This is a genomic window from Geobacillus sp. 47C-IIb, assembly GCF_014679705.1.
GTDB lineage: Bacteria > Bacillota > Bacilli > Bacillales > Anoxybacillaceae > Geobacillus > Geobacillus thermodenitrificans.
In genome coordinates this window covers 2,860,116-2,877,879 of the sequence record NZ_CP061473.1, presented here as the reverse complement: position 1 = coordinate 2,877,879, position 17,764 = coordinate 2,860,116, and the positions used below count along the sequence as shown (strand labels likewise).

General features: G+C 48.0%; 19 protein-coding genes. 4 read left to right on the top strand and 15 right to left on the bottom strand.

The genetic code is table 11. From position 1 onward, the window contains the following. Positions 1 to 217 precede the first annotated feature (217 nt). Genes IC804_RS14570 through IC804_RS14560 form a run of 3 tightly spaced genes read right to left on the bottom strand, consistent with a single transcriptional unit; the run spans position 218 to position 682 of the window. Complete coding sequence (locus IC804_RS14570; protein ID WP_190300622.1) at positions 218 to 370, bottom strand: hypothetical protein; 153 nt, start codon at positions 368 to 370, stop codon at positions 218 to 220. Beyond that, a complete protein-coding gene (locus IC804_RS14565; protein ID WP_008878851.1) occupies positions 363 to 533 on the bottom strand; it encodes a hypothetical protein in 171 nt (56 codons plus the stop codon). The genes IC804_RS14570 and IC804_RS14565 overlap by 8 nt, the downstream gene beginning before the upstream one ends. Beyond that, the gene (locus IC804_RS14560; RefSeq protein WP_008878852.1) at positions 530 to 682 is read right to left on the bottom strand and encodes a hypothetical protein; all 153 of its coding nucleotides are present in this window, start codon (positions 680 to 682) and stop codon (positions 530 to 532) included. The genes IC804_RS14565 and IC804_RS14560 overlap by 4 nt, the downstream gene beginning before the upstream one ends. Positions 683 to 894: 212 nt before the next feature. Here IC804_RS14560 and IC804_RS14555 point away from each other — a divergent pair, with 212 nt between their 5' ends. Then, positions 895 to 1,146, top strand: a complete 252-nt coding sequence (locus tag IC804_RS14555; protein ID WP_190300621.1) for a hypothetical protein — start codon at positions 895 to 897, stop codon at positions 1,144 to 1,146. Here the strand turns inward: IC804_RS14555 and IC804_RS14550 are convergent. The 5 genes from IC804_RS14550 to IC804_RS14530 form a co-directional block, all read right to left on the bottom strand. Further along, positions 1,130 to 1,957, bottom strand: coding sequence for a carbohydrate ABC transporter permease (locus IC804_RS14550; protein ID WP_008878853.1), 828 nt, complete (start codon positions 1,955 to 1,957; stop codon positions 1,130 to 1,132). The two genes, IC804_RS14555 and IC804_RS14550, sit on opposite strands and share 17 nt — an antisense overlap. 14 nt (positions 1,958 to 1,971) lie before the next feature. Further along, on the bottom strand, positions 1,972 to 2,871 hold the full coding sequence (locus IC804_RS14545; RefSeq protein WP_060475696.1) for a carbohydrate ABC transporter permease: 900 nt from the start codon (positions 2,869 to 2,871) through the stop codon (positions 1,972 to 1,974). A gap of 125 nt (positions 2,872 to 2,996) precedes the next feature. Next, positions 2,997 to 4,262: an ABC transporter substrate-binding protein gene (locus tag IC804_RS14540; protein WP_008878855.1), complete on the bottom strand. Its 1,266-nt coding sequence runs from the start codon at positions 4,260 to 4,262 to the stop codon at positions 2,997 to 2,999. A 60-nt stretch (positions 4,263 to 4,322) separates the two neighbouring features. Beyond that, positions 4,323 to 6,419: an amylo-alpha-1,6-glucosidase gene (locus tag IC804_RS14535; RefSeq protein ID WP_081157182.1), complete on the bottom strand. Its 2,097-nt coding sequence runs from the start codon at positions 6,417 to 6,419 to the stop codon at positions 4,323 to 4,325. Positions 6,420 to 6,602: 183 nt separating this feature from the next. Then, positions 6,603 to 7,619 (bottom strand): LacI family DNA-binding transcriptional regulator, encoded by a 1,017-nt coding sequence (locus IC804_RS14530; protein ID WP_008878857.1) that lies wholly within the window; start codon positions 7,617 to 7,619, stop codon positions 6,603 to 6,605. 177 nt (positions 7,620 to 7,796) lie between these two features. Between IC804_RS14530 and IC804_RS14525 the strand changes: the two genes are divergently transcribed. After that, the gene (locus IC804_RS14525) at positions 7,797 to 7,997 is read left to right on the top strand and encodes an alpha/beta-type small acid-soluble spore protein (RefSeq protein ID WP_029760354.1); all 201 of its coding nucleotides are present in this window, start codon (positions 7,797 to 7,799) and stop codon (positions 7,995 to 7,997) included. 12 nt (positions 7,998 to 8,009) lie between these two features. On the opposite strand, the gene IC804_RS14520 is transcribed toward IC804_RS14525, so the two are convergent. The 3 genes from IC804_RS14520 to IC804_RS14510 form a co-directional block, all read right to left on the bottom strand. Further along, a complete protein-coding gene (locus IC804_RS14520) occupies positions 8,010 to 9,281 on the bottom strand; it encodes an anti-sigma factor domain-containing protein (protein WP_060475695.1) in 1,272 nt (423 codons plus the stop codon). Beyond that, complete coding sequence (sigI, locus tag IC804_RS14515) at positions 9,278 to 10,018, bottom strand: RNA polymerase sigma factor SigI (RefSeq protein WP_008878860.1); 741 nt, start codon at positions 10,016 to 10,018, stop codon at positions 9,278 to 9,280. The genes IC804_RS14520 and sigI overlap by 4 nt, the downstream gene beginning before the upstream one ends. Before the next feature lie 301 nt (positions 10,019 to 10,319). Beyond that, a complete protein-coding gene (locus IC804_RS14510) occupies positions 10,320 to 11,735 on the bottom strand; it encodes a branched-chain amino acid transporter BcaP (RefSeq protein ID WP_060475694.1) in 1,416 nt (471 codons plus the stop codon). Between the two features lie 317 nt (positions 11,736 to 12,052). On the opposite strand from IC804_RS14510, the gene IC804_RS14505 reads away from it, so the two are divergent. Further along, on the top strand, positions 12,053 to 12,394 hold the full coding sequence (locus IC804_RS14505) for a DUF485 domain-containing protein (RefSeq protein WP_081157183.1): 342 nt from the start codon (positions 12,053 to 12,055) through the stop codon (positions 12,392 to 12,394). Beyond that, the gene (locus tag IC804_RS14500; protein ID WP_011887018.1) at positions 12,394 to 13,929 is read left to right on the top strand and encodes a solute symporter family protein; all 1,536 of its coding nucleotides are present in this window, start codon (positions 12,394 to 12,396) and stop codon (positions 13,927 to 13,929) included. The genes IC804_RS14505 and IC804_RS14500 overlap by 1 nt, the downstream gene beginning before the upstream one ends. 210 nt (positions 13,930 to 14,139) lie before the next feature. Here the strand turns inward: IC804_RS14500 and menC are convergent, their stop codons facing one another. The 4 genes from menC to IC804_RS14480 all read right to left on the bottom strand — a co-directional run bounded on the left by menC (position 14,140) and on the right by IC804_RS14480 (position 17,746). After that, a complete protein-coding gene (gene menC, locus IC804_RS14495) occupies positions 14,140 to 15,267 on the bottom strand; it encodes an o-succinylbenzoate synthase (RefSeq protein WP_060475692.1) in 1,128 nt (375 codons plus the stop codon). Next, positions 15,257 to 16,081, bottom strand: coding sequence for a GNAT family N-acetyltransferase (locus tag IC804_RS14490; protein ID WP_008878865.1), 825 nt, complete (start codon positions 16,079 to 16,081; stop codon positions 15,257 to 15,259). The genes menC and IC804_RS14490 overlap by 11 nt, the downstream gene beginning before the upstream one ends. Then, complete coding sequence (locus tag IC804_RS14485; RefSeq protein ID WP_008878866.1) at positions 16,056 to 17,216, bottom strand: M20 peptidase aminoacylase family protein; 1,161 nt, start codon at positions 17,214 to 17,216, stop codon at positions 16,056 to 16,058. Before IC804_RS14485 ends, IC804_RS14490 begins: the two co-directional genes overlap by 26 nt. Positions 17,217 to 17,320: 104 nt before the next feature. Next, on the bottom strand, positions 17,321 to 17,746 hold the full coding sequence (locus IC804_RS14480; RefSeq protein ID WP_008878867.1) for a threonine/serine exporter family protein: 426 nt from the start codon (positions 17,744 to 17,746) through the stop codon (positions 17,321 to 17,323). Positions 17,747 to 17,764 lie beyond the last annotated feature (18 nt).

Sequence of the window (17,764 nt, the reverse complement as noted above, 5' to 3'; positions counted from 1 at the left end):
AGACGTTTTCTCGGCTCAAGATGATAAAAAGATGACGAATCGTTTTCCTTACTCGAAATAGGCGAGGTCGCATCCCACTATCGTTGTTGCTGCTTTGCCAGGTTCAATCAACTCATAAACAGAAGTTGCCCATGATCGCAAATGAAAAAAGAACGCCGGCACCGGCGCTCTTCTTTTTCCCTTGTCCCGCTGTAAAAGCAGCTGGCAGACAGCCTCTTCATCGTGACGTCTCTTCCTTTTTTGTTTCCTTTTTCTTCGCCTGTTTTTGCTCTTCCATGAGCCAAATGGGCTGATGAGCAGCAAAATCGCCCCATTCAAACGCCATTTCTTCATTTCGTTGGGCAGTCCGCCCTTTTTGCTCTTTACCCATCGCCGCCTCCTTGGCGTCCTTTTTTCGAATTGCGATTCGCACCGCGAATCATGTCTTCTTCGCCGGCGTATTGCGCGGCAAATTCCGTATCTGGCAAGCTTTCAGTCGGCGTTTTATTATTGTTTTTCGCTGCGTCAAATTTCACTTTCCGTTTCACCATCATTTCGTTCTCCCTTCGTCCATCGTTTTCCGTTGATAAGCGACAAGCACAATTTCTTCTCCCGTCTCTTCGCGCAGCCGCTGTTCCAGTTGTTGCAACTGGCGAAGCGTCCCGTCATGGAGACGGGCAACCGGGAATGAGATGTCAGTCACATCGATCCTCCTTCCACATTTTTTCTTATCGTGCCTCGGCCAAGCATGCTTTATGCACCGCGACGGCTTCAGCACGGCTTTCATGCCGCTGTCTTTCTTTTCATCAACCATTTTTCACATGTTCGGATTTGGTTTTCGTTTGCCCGTGACATCTTCACTGCCTTGGCATGTTACGGTTTTCCTTTTCTTTCCCTTCGGCGGTTTCAGGATGAATGAATCCACCAACAAACGCAGCCGTCCATCCCCGTCCTCTCCGCCTATCTTGGCAGCCACATCGTCCATTCCATCGCTTTATTTCCTTTCCTGATGAAATTTATATAATGCTCGTCTTTTCAACGCATATGACGCATGAAAAAAAGCTGTCGGCAAAGGCCAAGGAAACCTTTGCCGACAGCCCTATACGCGAACCCTTCTTTCTTCAATGTGCGCACGGAAGCAAAACCATTCTTATTTCCCGCCCGTAAACGAAATTCCTTTGATGAAATACCGATTGAAAAACGCATAAATGACCAACACCGGCAACGTAAATACCATCGAGGCAGCCATGATGTAGTTCCAATAGCTGATGTATTGTCCTTTGAAGCTGTTCAGGCCAAGCGGCAATGTAAACAATTGCGGATCGGACAAAATAATAAGCGGACGCATAAAATCATTCCACGAGCCCATAAAGACGAAAATAGCCTGAGCCGCCAGTGCCGGGCGAGCAAGCGGCAGCACGATCCGGAAAAAGATCCCGAACCGGCCAAGCCCATCAAGCTCCGCTGCCTCTTCCAATTCCTTCGGGAAATTGATAAAAAACTGCCGCATCATGAAAATAAAAGTAGCGTTAATCATCGTCGGCACGATCATTCCTTGATACGAGTTTAACCAGCCGAGCTGTTTTAAAATCAAATAGTTTGGAATCATCGTCACTTGGGCGGGAATCATTAAGACAGCTAAAATGATCAAAAACAGCGGTTTTCTCCCAGGAAACTGCAGCCGCGCTAAGGCATAGCCAGCCATGGAATTAAACAATAAATTGAGTATGGTCACTGCCACGGCGATAATGACACTGTTTAACAACCAACGTGGGAATAGATCCTGCTCAACAAAAATTTGCTTGTAATTATCCAGCGTGAACTGTTTTGGAACAAACGACATGGTTCCACTGACAATTTCCTCAAGCGTCTTAAACGAGGAAGACAGCGCCCATAAAAACGGAATCAGCGTAATGATCGCATACATAACAAGTACAACATACAGCAGCGCTTTCCCAATTCCTATTTTTCTTTTCATTCGTCCTCAACTCCTTAATAAAGGGACTCCTCTTTCGATAGCTTCCGCTGGATTAATGTCGCGATTAAAATAATGATGGCCAATGCAAATGCCAACGCAGCAGCGTATCCCATCGTTCCTAACGTTTTAAACGCATATTGGTAAATAAGAAGCACAACAGTTAATGTAGAATTGTTCGGCCCGCCAGAACCGGCTGAGAAAATGTACGATTGATCAAACAATTGGAAAGTACCGATCAGCCCCATAACCACAACAAACGATGTGACCGGGCGCAAATACGGAACAGTGATGTGCCAAAACTTCTGCCAAGCGTTGGCCCCGTCTAATTCGGCTGCCTCGTACAAGGAATCTGGAATATCTTGCAATGCCGCCAAATAAATGACCATAAAGTACGGGGCCGTTGACCAAATGTTCATGATCATGATCGCATTTAAAGCGACGTCCGGATCGCCGAGCCAATTGTACGTCGGCAACCCAACCGCTTCAAGCACATGGTTAATGAAGCCGTTTTGGTTGTACATCCACATGAAAATAAGGGTCAATACTGCTGAAGAAGTCAGGGTCGGTAAAAAGTAAACGATGCGGAAAAATTTTTGCCCTTTCAACCCGGCGTTTAAAGTAGCGGCTAACACAAGCGCTAAAATCGTTTGACACGGAACGACAATCGCTACATATTTCAGCGTGTTCCATAGCGCGATTTTCGCCCTCGTATCGTTAGCTATGCGGACGAAGTTATCGAGTCCGACGAACTCGAACGATGTCGTTCCTAACAATTGCACTTTATGAAATGCCAAAAAAACTGCGAACACGATCGGGCCGATAATGAATAAAAGAAGCACAAATAAAGCCGGAGATAACAGAAAATAAGCCGATCCTGTTTCCCGCCACATTTTTTTCGTGAATGTCTGCTTCATCCTTTTTCATCCCCTTGCAATCGAATCGCTATTCCCCTCTTTCTAACGCGGCCACAAAGCCGCTGTTAGAAAGAAAGGAACAGCTCTCCGGCAGAAGCTGTTTTCCGCCGGAGGCTTTTTTTCATTTATTGACTTTCGATTTCGCTGTTCGCCGTTTTTTCTGCTTCTTTCAATGCATCAGCAAGCGGGCGCTCCCCTAAGAAAGCACTGACAAACTGGTTGTTGAAGTTATTCACAATAATCGGTAAATTCGTTCCGTTTTGCCATACAGTAGCGTATGGTGCTCCGGCCACTAATGCCGCCCGCAACGGATCTTTATCAAATCCAAGTTCAGCAGCGACCGATTTACGCGTCGGCAAAGCGTATCCCTTGCTTGTCCACGTTTTCATTCCTTCTTTCCCGGTCAAATAGGAGATGAGTTTCCAAGCTGCTTCTTTCTTTTGTGAATCTTTATTCATCACATAGGCTACTGTATACGCCATCGTTGCTTTTTTGCCGTTGATCGTCGGGAGTTCCGCCGTTCCGAATTCTAAGTTCGGGAATGTATCTTGCAAAAACGGAATCGCCCAGTTTCCTTCAATCACCATAGCAGCCTTACCTTGGCCGAACATCTCGCCGCCCCATGTTGCTCCAACTTCGTTCGGCTGAGCTGCCGTTTTATCTTTCAAGTGCATATCAACGATCGGTTGGAGCGCATCGACAACCTTAGAATCAGCAAAACTTGCTTTGTTGTCCGTGACGACTTTGCCACCTTTCGACTCAGCAATGTAGTATAAACGAGCCAATTCCGGAGCAACGCCAAACCCATATACGTCTTTTCCTTTCGTCAGCTTTTTCGCTGCTTCTCTCAGCTCATCCCACGTTTTCGGCACTTCGACGCCTGCTTCTTCTAACATTTTTTTATTGTAAAACAAGGCTAACGTCGAATAATCTTTCGGGAATCCGTAAATTTTGCCGTCTTCCCCCTTAAATGCATCGAGCATCGGCTTTTCAAAATCGTCAATATCAAACTCATCGGTCACATATTCGTCGAGCGGTTCGAGCGCTCCTGTTTCAATTAATGCCGGCGCTTCAAATGCATCGAGATAAAACACATCTGGCCCTTGTCCTCCCGATAAACGGGTTTTAATGACATCCATATACTGATCGGCGATCACTTCATATTTGACTTTAATATCAGGGTGTTTTTTCTCAAAATCATCAATCGTTTGCTGCAACAACTTTTGCTCGCTTGGGTTGCCACCCCAGCCAGCCAATGTCACTTCCACCTTTTCTCCTTGCTTGTTCCCCCCGTTTGCCTGCTCACTTTTTTCGCCTCCGCATCCGGCCAAAAGACTGCCAAACAGTAGCGTCGCAATGCCTAGCGTTGCCATCCACTTTGTTTTCCCCATGTAAACAACCCCCTAAAAAATGGTTTATATTCACAGGGAAAGAAGCTTCTTTCCCTGTTGTTAACGAATAACAATATCCCAGCCTGTCGTATTTTCATCGATTTGGACGTTGAACGTTTCCTTCTCACGCATAACGGTCAATGACAACCGTCCGCCGCCGATCGAGATGTTTTCCACCCGCAACATGTTCATCGTATCAAGCAGCATCGGCGACAAATAAATTTTCTTTTCGAGCGCATTTGGGAACAATCCTAGTAAAGCCTGAATAAACACTAACGGTGTTCCGGCCGCCCATGCCTGCGGCGAGCAGGCGACCGGATAGCGAACCGGCTTCCCAGCCGAGCTTCCATATCCACAAAACAGCTCTGGAAGCCGATCATATTCAAAGTAGTTCGCCGCCTCCGTCAACCCTTGAATTACGGTCTTCGCCTCATGCCGCTTGCCTAGCTTACTGAGTCCAAGCAAAATCAAGCTGTTGTCATGCGGCCATACGCTTCCGTTATGATAACTAATCGGATTGTATCCGGCTTCGCCTTCTCCCATCGTCCGAATTCCATAGCCAGAAAACATCTTCTTAGATAAAAGCATCCGGACAACCGCCTCGGCCCGCTCTTCATTCAGCATTCCCGACAACAGCACGTGTCCAGGGTTTGACGTCACCGTACCAACTTGTTCTTTCTTTTCGTCTAAAGCAATGGCGTAAAATTGCACATCTTCCATCCAAAACTGCTCGTCAAACCGCTCTTTCAATGCTTTCGCCTGATGACGCAACTCTTTAGCCCGCTCGAGTTCGCCGAGATGCTCAAAAATATCAGCAAGCGCTGTTTTTGCTTGGTATACATACCCTTGTACTTCAACAAGGGCAATCGGTGAGCGAGCGTATTCACCGTTTCGGTGGACAATCGAGTCCCCCGAATCTTTCCACCCTTGGTTAGCAATCCCTTTGCTCGATTGCTGATGATACTCAACAAACAAATCCCCGTCGCGGTCACCATACTGATCAATCCAAGCGAGCGCTGCCTCAATATGTTCACGCAGTTGACCGACAAGAGCAAAATCTCCCGTCCATTTTACATACTCGGCCAGCAACACTAAAAACAGTGGTGTAGCATCAATCGTTCCATAGTAAGGGGTAAACGGAATTTGATTCGTATTAGCCAGCTCGCCAAACCGAATTTCATGCATGATTTTTCCCGGCTGCTCGTCCCGCCATGGGTCATTCTTTTTCCCTTGATATCGGGCCATCGTCAGCAACGTTCCCTTGGCGACCTCATGGTTGAACGGCAAAAGCTGCAGTGCTGCGATCAGGCTATCACGGCCAAACGGGACACCAAACCACGGCAACCCAGCCACAGGAAACTGTCCGTATCCTAAATCGGTCAACAGCACTCGCAAATCGGCGATTCCACGGCGTACCAAGCGGTCAAGTCGGTGATCATCCGTTGTGATTTTCGCTGTTTTTTCCTCCCAGCGGCAGTATGATTCTTTTAGGCGGCAAAATGCCTCCTCCAATGGAACAGGTTGTTTCCTTTCCTCCCCGCCGATATGTGGCGTAATGGTAAAGGTGACCGTTTGCTCTTCTCCATGCTGGAGATGAAAATGAAACAAAATTTCCCCGTGCTCAAACACTGCCTTTTCTGGCCGATCCCAGGCGACTTGTGTCGACCGCTTAATCCCGTCAGCTCCTACATAGCCAAACGTTAACGTGCGATCGCCGATCGTCTGCCCCGTCCGCTTTCCAACTTCCCCGCTCTGAAACCCGCGGACGATAAACATGTCAGCAAAATCAGCATCCATATGTACACTGATTTCAAACTGTACCGGCTTTGGATGATAGCTTCTTAGTTTCATCGTTTCATAGAGAACGTTACCATATATGAAGCGCTTTCGCTCAATTTCAACTGATTCCCGCCATAATACCAATTCCCCGTTTTCCTCTATATGCGGGTTCGTCAATAAAATCGTGGCAACATAATTTTCCGCAGCGTCGGACGACAGCAAAACCGGCTTTTTCCCGTTAATGCGTAAATCCCATTTGCTTAAAAAACGAGTGTCTTTCGTGTATAAACCTAGTCCGTACGGATGGTGCTCCGGAATATTCCCCTCACGGTCTGTTAATAAAAATAAATCATTTTCCTTAATCACACGGTAATCCATCTTGCTTCCTCCCGTTGATGTTTTCTACTTTCTATCATCCCGAAAACGTTTCGGGAATAAATAAAAAGGAAATGGTTGAGAAAGCGTTTTAATTAATGGATCTATTCCCTTTTTTATCCGAAACGTTTTCGGTTTTTCGCAAAAAAAATCTTTTCCCTCCTTCCGTCACCAATAACACGGCGACTACTTGATTCCCTTGACTGTCGATTCCCGAGCTTTTAGCTCCGTTTGTAAAATTTTGATATGCGAATCCGCCTTTCCTTCCAGCATAGCGATGAGCAACTTGGCAGCTTCATACCCCATAGCGAACTTATCCTGTGCGATGGTTGACAGCGAAGGCGAGGAATATGAGGCTAAAATAATGTCGTCATAACCGATGACCGCAACATCATCCGGCACTCGCTTTCCAAGCCGTTTTACTGCTTTAATCACGCCTAGCGCCATTAAATCGCTGGCGCAAAAGAACGCCGTTATTTCTGGGTAGTGTTGAAGCAGCCTCAACGCTTCCTGCTCAGCAATTTCTTCACGAAACGCTCCATTGGCAATCCAGTATTCCCGCACCGGCAACCCAGCTTCAAGCAGGGCCTCCTTGAATCCTTTCAATCGCTGTTCGCTCACAAAAGCGTATTCATAGCCGTTAATCATAGCAATTCGTTTATGGCCGAGTTCAATTAAATGGCGCACCGCCTTTTTCGCCCCAAGTACATTATCTGTTGTGACATAACCAACCGTCCGCGACTCGATTGGAATATCGATTAAAACGCACGGAATATCGCTCTCCACGACCTCGTGCAAGTATGGGTCATCGGTGCGAATCCCCTGCAAAATCGCTCCGTCGACACGGCGCTCCCGGCAAAGTTGGGTGTACGTTTTTTCCCGCTGTTTCGTCGATGTCGTACTGAACAGCACCATATCATAATCGACTTCACTGACATATTCGTTGACACCTGCTAGCACCTCAAACGTAAAATTGTCCTTGGCGCTTTCCTTCGTCAGTCCGGAAACGAGCAATCCGATCGTTTTCGATTTATTCATCACAAGCCCGCGTGCGAGCGTATTCGGGATGTAGTTTAGTTGCCTAGCGATATCAATGATCTTTTGTCTCGTGTTTTCATTCACATCGGAATAACCGTTTAACGCACGTGAAACGGTAGTAATCGAAACTCCTGCCGCTTTGGCAATATCTTTAATCGTTGTCACTGCTATTCCTCCAAAACGTTTCGGATCCTGTTGTTAATTTTATTATAACCGTGAACCGAAAACGTTTGCAATAATTTTTTCACAACAAATCCTCCCTTTAATTGCCACCTATAGCCCACTAACGGTTTGCTCATACTAATGATGCCACACTTAAACATGACAAAGGAGGCAAGAATGATGGCACGTGGAAGCAACAAACTGCTTGTTCCAGGCATTGAACAAGCATTGGAACAAATTAAATACGAAATCGCTCAAGAATTTGGCGTACAGCTCGGGGCTGGCACTGTTTCGCGCGCCAACGGTTCCGTCGGCGGGGAAATTACAAAACGGCTTGTTGCTCAAGCCCAAAGCCAGCTGGCAGGCCGAAAAACAGAATAAAGCCGAGCGTCATCACTCGACTTTTTTCATTTTGGAATCTATGCTTTTCGGTTGGCGGTGAACGTTCGCCAGCTTGTGGCGATCTTTGTTGTCGTTGCGATCCTGCTGGCTATTCACCGCCTTTTTGTTTGCATGATGATCGCCCGGCCGCGACGGACGGGCGTTTTCATAGTTTTTCCCTTTCAAAGAAATTTCTTTATCAGAAGGGGAACTGTTTTTCCCTTTCAGAGAAATTTCTTCGTCCGAAGGGGAACTATGTTTTTCTAAGCCGGAGTTTTTCCACTCGTGTGGCGGCTGTTTTTCTTTTTTCTGTTGATTTGCTTTCTGTTCGCTATGCCTCTGTTTCATTTGCGGCAGTTGCTCTAGTTTTTGTCCTTTTAGTGACAACGTTTCCTTTTCCTTCTTTCCGCCTTGTTCTTTCTTTTTGCTCGACTTGGCGTATTCGTTCTTTGCTACTCGCCCTTTCTCTTTATTCGGCTTAGCGGATTCCTTCTTTCCGTCCTGTTGCTTTTCTTTGTTCGACTTAGTAGATTCCTTCTTTCCACCTTGCCCTTTCTCCTTGCTCGACGTAGCGGATTCTTTCTTTCCGACTTCCTCTTTCTCTTTATTCGGCTTGGCGGATGTGGACGAAGACGGTTTTGCTTTTTTCTGGATTTGCAATAGTTTCCCGGTTGTCATTCCTTGTTTTGCCGCTCGGTTGCGCACTTCCATCGTGCTGTTCACCGTTGTGATAACGATCCGTTCGTTCGCTACCGACCGCTGGATTTCAGCGAGTTCAGCGGACAACTTCCGAGCCGAAGAATCGTTATGCTCTTTCTCTACTGTTGCAATAAGCACTTCTCCGCCTTCCTTTAAATATCCCTTTTTTTCGCTTAATTCAATGATTTGTTTCGCCACAGCAGAAAACGGCTCATGTTTCCATGAAGTGAGCGCTGCGATTACATGTTTCCCTTCTTCATTATACGCCTTTAGTGTCAACACGCGCAGTTCATCGTCGACCCCAGTTTCAATGCTCGGATTAATGTCGATCGACATATATGCGCACACCGCGTCGGAAGGCCATTGAATCCAAGTGATGACAAGCAGGACGGCAGCTGCTAACGCGCTCACCACCGCATATTGAAACGAACGACGGTGAAATAGAAATGTTTTTTTTACCGCCCTCGCTTCAATCTCTTCTCCAACTTCACAATCTCCTTCCTTTTTTAACCGAAGAAATTCCCCCTCCGGCGTCAACACGGTGACAAACTCTTCGTCCAATTCCAGCACAATCCCCTTCTTCACGATGGTAGCACCCCTTTTATATAGTCCTTCAAGTAAATATAATCGCCCGCCAAAATGACCGCGACCGCAATAATGTATTTTCTGTTTCTCTCTATAGTTTTGCGGCTGACGGACGCCATCGTTTCCAGCTGTTTGATCGGTAGCTGTTTTTTTTGAAACAACAGACCGAGCAAGTCCTCGTTCTCCACAAGCAGCTGGGCTACACGGATGGCATTTAGGCGGGCGTCTTTATGTTTTGGCGAATGTTCAACTAAATCGTGAAAGTGAATGCCGAATTGTTTCAGCACTTGCTGGTAATGGATGATTTCTTCGCGACGCTGCTCCTGTTCGATTTGCTTGTAAAATTCATCGACAGAAAGCTTAGCGTCCAAGTACGCTTGCGCCGTTTGCTCACCGTCTTCTCTATCCTCCGTATACCATACTGCATCTCGTATTCTCGCCTCTTTCCGAATATAATCGATAAGGCGCCGTTTAATGAGCAGTTCGGCAAATGAGAGGAAGGAGCCTCCTTTATGTGGCGCATATTTTTCAATCGCCTCATTAAAAGCGATCAATCCGATGCTCGCTTCGTCATCTTCTTCATGAATGAATCGCTTGCACACGCCCGAGACCGTTTTAGCGATAAACGGCTTATATTGTTGGATGAGTTCATTGCGCAGCGCTTCATTCCCTTGTTGAATTTCCGCAACCGTCCGTTCAAGCGTTCTCTCTCTTTTTTTTAATAATGTGCCAAACATCGATTTCACCCCGCTTATACAAGACGGACTGACGCTTCCTTATACACTATTTCGTATATCGTAAGGGAAATATGGCCGTCATTCAAGAAAAAAATTATTCCAAGCGGGAGCCTAACGGGATTGAATCGTGAACCTTGTTTATGAGCCTCCCTCTTGTCAAACGGCTGGTTTCCCCCTTTCCACCCCTAGACTTCCTATTTATGGAACACACAATTTCGCTGCCATTCATCCTCTAAGCGAACAAAAAAGGGGCTTTTCCGAACATCTGTTCAGAAAAGCCCTTGCTTTTTTATTTGGCCAATCAGCCAACTTTTTCTTCGCTCTCAGCCGTTTCATTGAGCACGCTATGCTTACGCCCGTAAGCAAAGTAAATCACCAAGCCGATTAACAACCAGGAAACAAAACCGATCCATGTCGTTGCTGGGAGCTGAAGAACTAAGTAGCCGCAGAACAAGACCGCTAAAATCGGGACGAACGGCACGAACGGAACACGGAACGCCCGCTTTAAGTCTGGCTGTGTTTTGCGCAAAACGAGAACACCAATTGAAACAGTAATAAAGGCAAAGAGCGTTCCAATGTTCGTCAGTTCCGCCAGTTTGTTCAACGGGATGACACCGGCAAATACCGAAACAGCTGCACCTGTCAGCCATGTGTTAACATACGGTATTTGGCGGGTCGGGCTAATGCGGGCAAATACTTTTGGCAATAAGCCGTCGCGACTGATCGCATAAAAGAGGCGCGTCTGCCCGTAAAGCATGACGAGCAACACCGTCGTAATGCCAGCAATCGCTCCGAGCGAAATAAAGCCAGCGACCCAGTCTTGCTGGATGTAGCTTAATGCGAACGCCACCGGGTTTTTCACGTTCAATTGGTCGTATGGAACGATGCCTGTCAACACGAGCGAAACGGCGATATACAATAACGTGCAAACAAGCAATGAGACGATGATGCCAATTGGCATATTGCGCTGTGGATTGCGCACTTCTTCCGCCGCTGTTGACACCGCATCAAACCCGATATAAGCGAAAAACACCGTCGCGGCTCCGGTCGCAACGCCTGCAAACCCATACGGCATAAACGGCGTCCAGTTTTCTGGCTTAACATACCAAACACCGACCGCCAAGAAAAGCAAGATGACAGCCACTTTTACGAAAACGATAATCGCATTGAAGCGGGCCGATTTTTTCGCGCCCATGTTCAATAAAATCGTAATGAACAAAACAATGAAAATGGCCGGCAAATCGATGATTGTCCCTTTCTCCGGGTCATATGCGCTCGTGAGTGCCTTCGGCAACTCAATGCCAAACCCGGCAAGCAACCCTTGGAAATAGCCGGACCACCCGGCGGCGACTGCCGATGAAGCAACTCCGTACTCTAAAATCAAATCCCAGCCTAAAATCCAGGCGATCAGTTCACCGAACGCAGCATAACTATATGTGTACGCACTTCCCGAAACCGGTACGGTCGAAGCAAATTCTGCGTAACAAAGCGCTGCGAAGACGCACGCCAACGCAGATAAAGCAAACGAAAGAACGAGCGCTGGACCGGCATGCTCCGCCGCTGCCACCCCGGTCAGGACGAAAATGCCTGTCCCGATAATGGCACCGATGCCAAGCATCGTTAAGTCGAATGCACTTAATTCTTTCCGCAGCGAGGCTCCTTTCACCCCCGATTCGTTTAAAAGCGCCTGAATCGGTTTTTTACGAAACAAATTCATCAAATGTCTCTCCTTGTCGCTTTTTGTAGAAAAATGTCGAATTTAACCGATGAACACAGTTAGCATTCTACATGATCCTTGTTTTTTTGTAAAGTGCGAAAATAAGAAAAACAGCAAAATATTTTTTTCGTTTTATGCGATAAAGCAAAAAAATATTTACAGCAATAACAAAAAAATCAATTTACAAACTTTTCAGATAAATATATAATTAATTGTGTGACAAATTTGTGACAAGAAAGGGGGATCCGCTGCTTCTATCCCGTATTATGTTGTTCCCTTTTTTGAAAACGCTTCAATTAAGATAAGGAGGGATTTATATGGCAGTGAAAAAACAATCCTTTGCCGAATGGCCAGGTGTCGATTATGAAGCGCTCGCCCAATCCGCTATGTTTCGTGGGCTCATTCAAGAGAAAAAAGCCTTCATTATTCCAGCGACGATCTTTTTCTTCGCCTTTTACTTCACCCTTCCGATATTAACGTCATACTCAAACGTGCTTAATGCGCCAGCAATTGGACCGGTTAGTTGGGCTTGGCTGTTTGCTTTCGCACAATTTGTGATGACTTGGGCTTTATGCATCCTTTATTCGAAACGGGCCGCCAAGTTTGACGAAATCGTCGAACAAATGAAGCAAGAAGCGAAGGAAGGAGGAAACGTCTAATGAACGGATTAGCCTTTTTCCTCTTCCTTGTCATCGTCGCCTTGACGCTTGTCATTACGTACTATGCTTCGAAACGAACGAAAACGACAAGCGAATTTTACACCGCTGACAGCAGCTTGACCGGCTGGCAAAATGGGCTCGCCATCGCTGGCGACTATATGTCTGCCGCTTCCTTTTTAGGCATTGCTGGCATGATCGCCCTAGCCGGGTTTGACGGCTTCTTTTACAGCATCGGATTCCTTGTCGCCTATCTTGTCGTCTTATATATCGTCGCTGAACCCCTTCGCAACCTTGGCAAGTACACGATGGCCGATATGATCGCCGCTCGTTTTGACGATAAAAAAGTGCGCGGTGTCGCCGCTTTGAATACGATCGCCATCTCAACTTTTTATATGATCGCACAGCTTGTCGGGGCCGGCGGCCTTATTAAGCTCCTACTCGGGATCGATTACATTTATTCTGTCTTGATCGTCGGTATTTTAATGACCGTGTATGTCGTGTTCGGCGGCATGACAGCGACAAGCTGGGTGCAGATCATCAAAGCGGTCCTGTTGATGATCGGTACATTTATCATTTCCTTAATCGTCTTTGGAAAATTCGACTTCAGCATCGCTAAAATGTTCCATCAGTTAAAAACAGCAACACCGCTTGGCGATGCATTTTTAACCCCAGGCAACAAGTTTAAAAATCCACTGGACACGATCTCGCTAAACCTAGCACTCGTTTTAGGAACAGCTGGGCTCCCGCACATTTTGATCCGCTTCTTCACTGTCAAAGATGCGCCGACTGCGCGTAAATCAGTCGTTTATGCGACATGGATCATCGGTATTTTTTATGTATTAACTATCTTTTTAGGGTTTGGCGCCGCCGCGTTCGTTGGTCATGACAAAATCATCGCCGCTGACCCTGCCGGCAATATGGCGGCTCCGCTGTTAGCTGAGGCGCTTGGCGGAGATTTCTTATTCGCTTTTGTTGCCGCTGTTGCTTTTGCGACGATTTTGGCTGTTGTCGCCGGTCTTGTTTTGTCAGCTGCTTCCGCATTCGCTCATGACTTTTACAGCCACATCATCCGGCGCGGCCAAGCGACGGAAAAAGAACAAATGCTTGCCGCCCGCTGGGCATCGATCGGCGTCTCAGTATTGTCGATTTTGTTAGCGCTCTTTGCTCAAAAAATGAACGTCGCCTTCCTTGTGTCACTCGCATTTGCCGTCGCCGCAAGCGCCAACTTGCCGACGATCGTCTTTACGATCTTCTGGCGCCGCTTTAATACGACAGGAGCGATTACCGGAATGCTCGTTGGCTTGATTAGCGCCCTGTTGCTTGTCTTCTTCAGCCCGAACGTCTGGTCACCGGAACCGGGAGCTGCCATTTTTGTCGGCGAGCCGCTCTTTAAACTTTCCAATCCGGGCATTATTTCCATTCCGCTCGGTTTTATCGGCGCTATCATCGGCACACTCGTTTCAGCGAAAAAAGCAGACGAAAAAAAATTTACCGAAATCCTCGTCAAAGCAAATACTGGAATCGGGCGCGTGTAACAAAACAGGGAAGCCGGCATGGCCGCTGGTTTCCCTATTTTTTTGGACACATCTTCTGAAACAGCAAACGGTTCGCCGCATCTCTTAGTCCGAAGCATCCGTTCAGCATAATGAACAACGAGCAAGGATGTCCTGCAAGCGGCAAGACATCCTTCTTGTATCAATACTTTCCGTTTAAGGAGAAGCGGTTTTTAGGGTCAGCCTCCTTCTTTATGCCGGCAGCGAACGGCGATATACTTTGGCAAATTGCGTGTACCGCTCGACTTGGCGGCGGTCGACTTCATAACCGATACCCGGGGCGTCCGGTACGCGAATCAAGCCGTTATGCACTTCGACCTCCGGAACAATAATATCCCGCTCCCAGTAATGGGAAGATGCCGCTGTGTCGCCGGGAAGGGTGAAGTTTTCCAAAGTCGTAATGGCGATATTGTGAGCGCGCCCAACGCCCGCTTCCAACATGCCACCGCACCAAACCGGAACGCCGTGCTCACGGCAAAGATCATGAATGTGTTTTGCCTCCTGCAGTCCGCCGATGCGTCCAATTTTCATATTGATGATGCGACAACTGCCAAGATGAAGCGCCTTGCGCGCATCGTCGAATGAGCGGATACTTTCATCAAGGCAAATCGGCGTCTTCAGAAGCGGCTGCAGCTGGGCATGATCAACGAGATCGTCAGCCGCAAGCGGTTGTTCGATCATCATCAGTCCGAATTCATCGAGTGCTTTCAGCCGCTCCACATCAGCAAGTGTGTACGCTGAATTGGCATCTGCCATGAGCGGCACGTCTGGAAACACACGCCGCACTTCACGAATGACCTCAACGTCCCAGCCCGGCTTGATTTTCACCTTCATTCGCCGATATCCTTGGGTTACATACCGTTCAATAACCCGAAGCAACTCATCTATCGTCGGCTGAATGCCGATGCTGACACCAACTTCAATTTCCCTTTTCGTTCCACCCAATGCCTGATAAAGCGGAACGCCAAGCCGCTTGGCGTACAAATCCCATACCGCACCTTCGAGCGCGGCTTTCGCCATATGGTTTTGGCGGATCGCCCCAAACCGTTTTGATAGTTCACTCGGATGATCGATCGGCTCGGCAAATGCCAGTGGGATAAGAAAATCCTCAAGCATATGCCAGTTCGTTTTTACCGTTTCCTCACTATACCACGGAGCGGAAAATGCCACCGATTCGCCCCATCCTGAGACACCGTTGCTGTCGACTGCTTCCACTAAAATAAATTCTTTTGTTTGAAACGTACCAAAACTGGTCGTAAACGGTGCTTTCAGCTCCATTTGCAAGTAACGTAAAATGATGTAATCAATTTCAAGCCTCATTACTTTCCCCCTTTTCCCCTAACCACTTATTCCGGCGTCCCCATATGTAGTGCATAACCGGTTCCCCTTCGCCGCGCATGGCATGAATAGCAACCCAGCCTTCAGCGAGCAACCGGGCAAACAAGGAGCGTGTCGCTAGGCGCCACTCAAGCGCTAATGAAAGACTCCGCTCCTTTAGTTGCGAAAAATCAAGCGGAATAGCAGTCAGCAAGAATGGCGTTGCTGTTTCATCAATGTCCTTCAGCACTGGCCGCCACAGGCCGTCAGTCGTTGCCTCTGCCTCAAGCACCACTAGTCCCTTGGCCGGGTTCCACGTTCTATTCGGACGTTCATCAAGCCGCCATTCGACAATGAAACGGTCGGACGGCAGCTGGCCATTCAGCGCATCGTCCATCTCCCCGTAACAATTTTCCACATACTCGATGCCAACGGCCCCAAGCTTCACCAAGTTTAAATAGCCGTTGCGGCTTTGCAATGGATCGTACGTCCAACGGATGCTCCGATAGCCGAGCCGCCGCGCTTCTTCCGCCTGCCTCATTTTCAAACGATAGCCGATGCCTTGGTCGCGAAATGAGGCCGCAATTCCCATCATATGCGAACAAAGATATACTTCCCCGTTTTGCATTCCCGGGAAACTGTAGACAAAGCCGACAAGCTTCCCGTCCACGTACGCCCCGATCACAATGCCACCGTTTTTTGCCACTGTCAACGTTTGATGAAGCGGGATCGGCGTCGTCCCCCAAATGTCCGCTTCCAGCTCAGCCATTTCTTTTAGTTGCTCTATCGTTTCAATGATTTGCAGTGATAGAGACACGTTCTTTCTCTCCTTGTAGCGCAAACGTATTGATGACCGTCCGCGCCAAAATCTCAATGCCGGAAAGTAAATCGTCACGTTGGAATGTCATCTGCGGGTGGTGAAGCCCCGGGCGTAAGTCGCAGCCTAACCCGAGCATCGTCGTTTTCAACTCCGGTTTTTTAAATGCGTAAAAATGGAAATCTTCCCCGCCGGATGTGATGACTGGCGGAATACATTTCTCCTCCCCTAGAACAGCGATGATCGCCTCTTCCATGAGCCTCTTGGCATCCAAGTCAGGGTTGGCGGCGACGATTCGCGTCCGTTCATCAAGCTCAATCTCAGCCCCGTAAATAGCAGCGACTCCGTTGACCACACGGCGCAACCTTTCGACGAGCTGCTCCATCGCCTCGTTCGTCTGCGCTCGCAAGTCCAAGGAGAACTCAGCGTAATCTGGAATCGTGTTCACATCTTTTTCCCCCGCATGAAACCTCGTCATTTTGATCGTTGCTGGTACTTGTGGGTCAACATGGATTTTGCCGAGCTCCTGCACGATGGCACTGCCGACTTCAATGACATTCACACCTAAATGAGGCCGCGCCGCGTGCGCTGCCATACCGCGAATCCGCCCTTCGATGCATTGGGCTGCCCCGTGAATGATTGCCGGTGTCGCATACCCGCTCTTGACTTCTTGAACCGGTCGCAAATGAACGCCGTACAAAAACGACATTCCATCGACCGCTCCCTTTTCAATCAGCTTCAACGCCCCTGTACCTTTCTCTTCAGCTGGCTGGAACAAAAACCGAAGCGTCCCCGGCGGCTCATAGCCGATGCGGCGAAGCAGCTTCGCCACCCCCAACACGATCGTCATATGGGCGTCATGTCCGCACGCATGATTCGGCTGCCAAACACCGTTTACCTCTTGCCAAAGAGCATCCATATCACTGCGCACGCCAACCATAAACGGCCCATCGCCGATTTCTGCCACCACGCCCGGACAATCGGCAAACGTCCACACCCGATACCCTTCGCGTTCCAACTCCCGGCGAACAAATTCCGTTGTTCCCCATTCTTCCCAACTAATTTCCGGATGACGATGAAGATAGTCAAAAATACTCCATAGCTCCGCTTTCATCTGCCCAATGATTTCTTTCATTCCTCTCCCCCGCTCTTTCCAATCCACATGAAAGCATAATTATACTTAGATTATAATATTCAAACAAGCAAATATAACGATAGGCAAGTGATTCAGAAAAATAATTAATGGCGACGCTTCACCAATTGGTTGACGACCTCGGAAAAAATGAGCCCCATCGCAATCGCACCGGAAATCATGAATGCCTTCACCGCCAACGGAATCGCCGCATTATAGTCGTTGATGACGACATGGCGCATCGCCTCAAATGCCGTTCCACCTGGCACGAGCGGAAGAATGCCGGGAACGATAAAAATGGTCGCCGGCGCTCGATAGCGCCGGGCAAACGCATTGCTTAAAAAGGCAACGAAAAACGCAGCCATAAACGTTGCAATCACACTGTCTACGCCCGAACGTACGGTCAACATATAGACCGTCCATCCGCTCATCCCAACAAACCCGCTATGCAGCAATAGCTGCGGCGGAATATTAAAAATGATGCCAAACAACATCGACGCAAAAAAGCTAAGTAGCAGCTGCATAACGACCATGATCTATACTCCCATCAC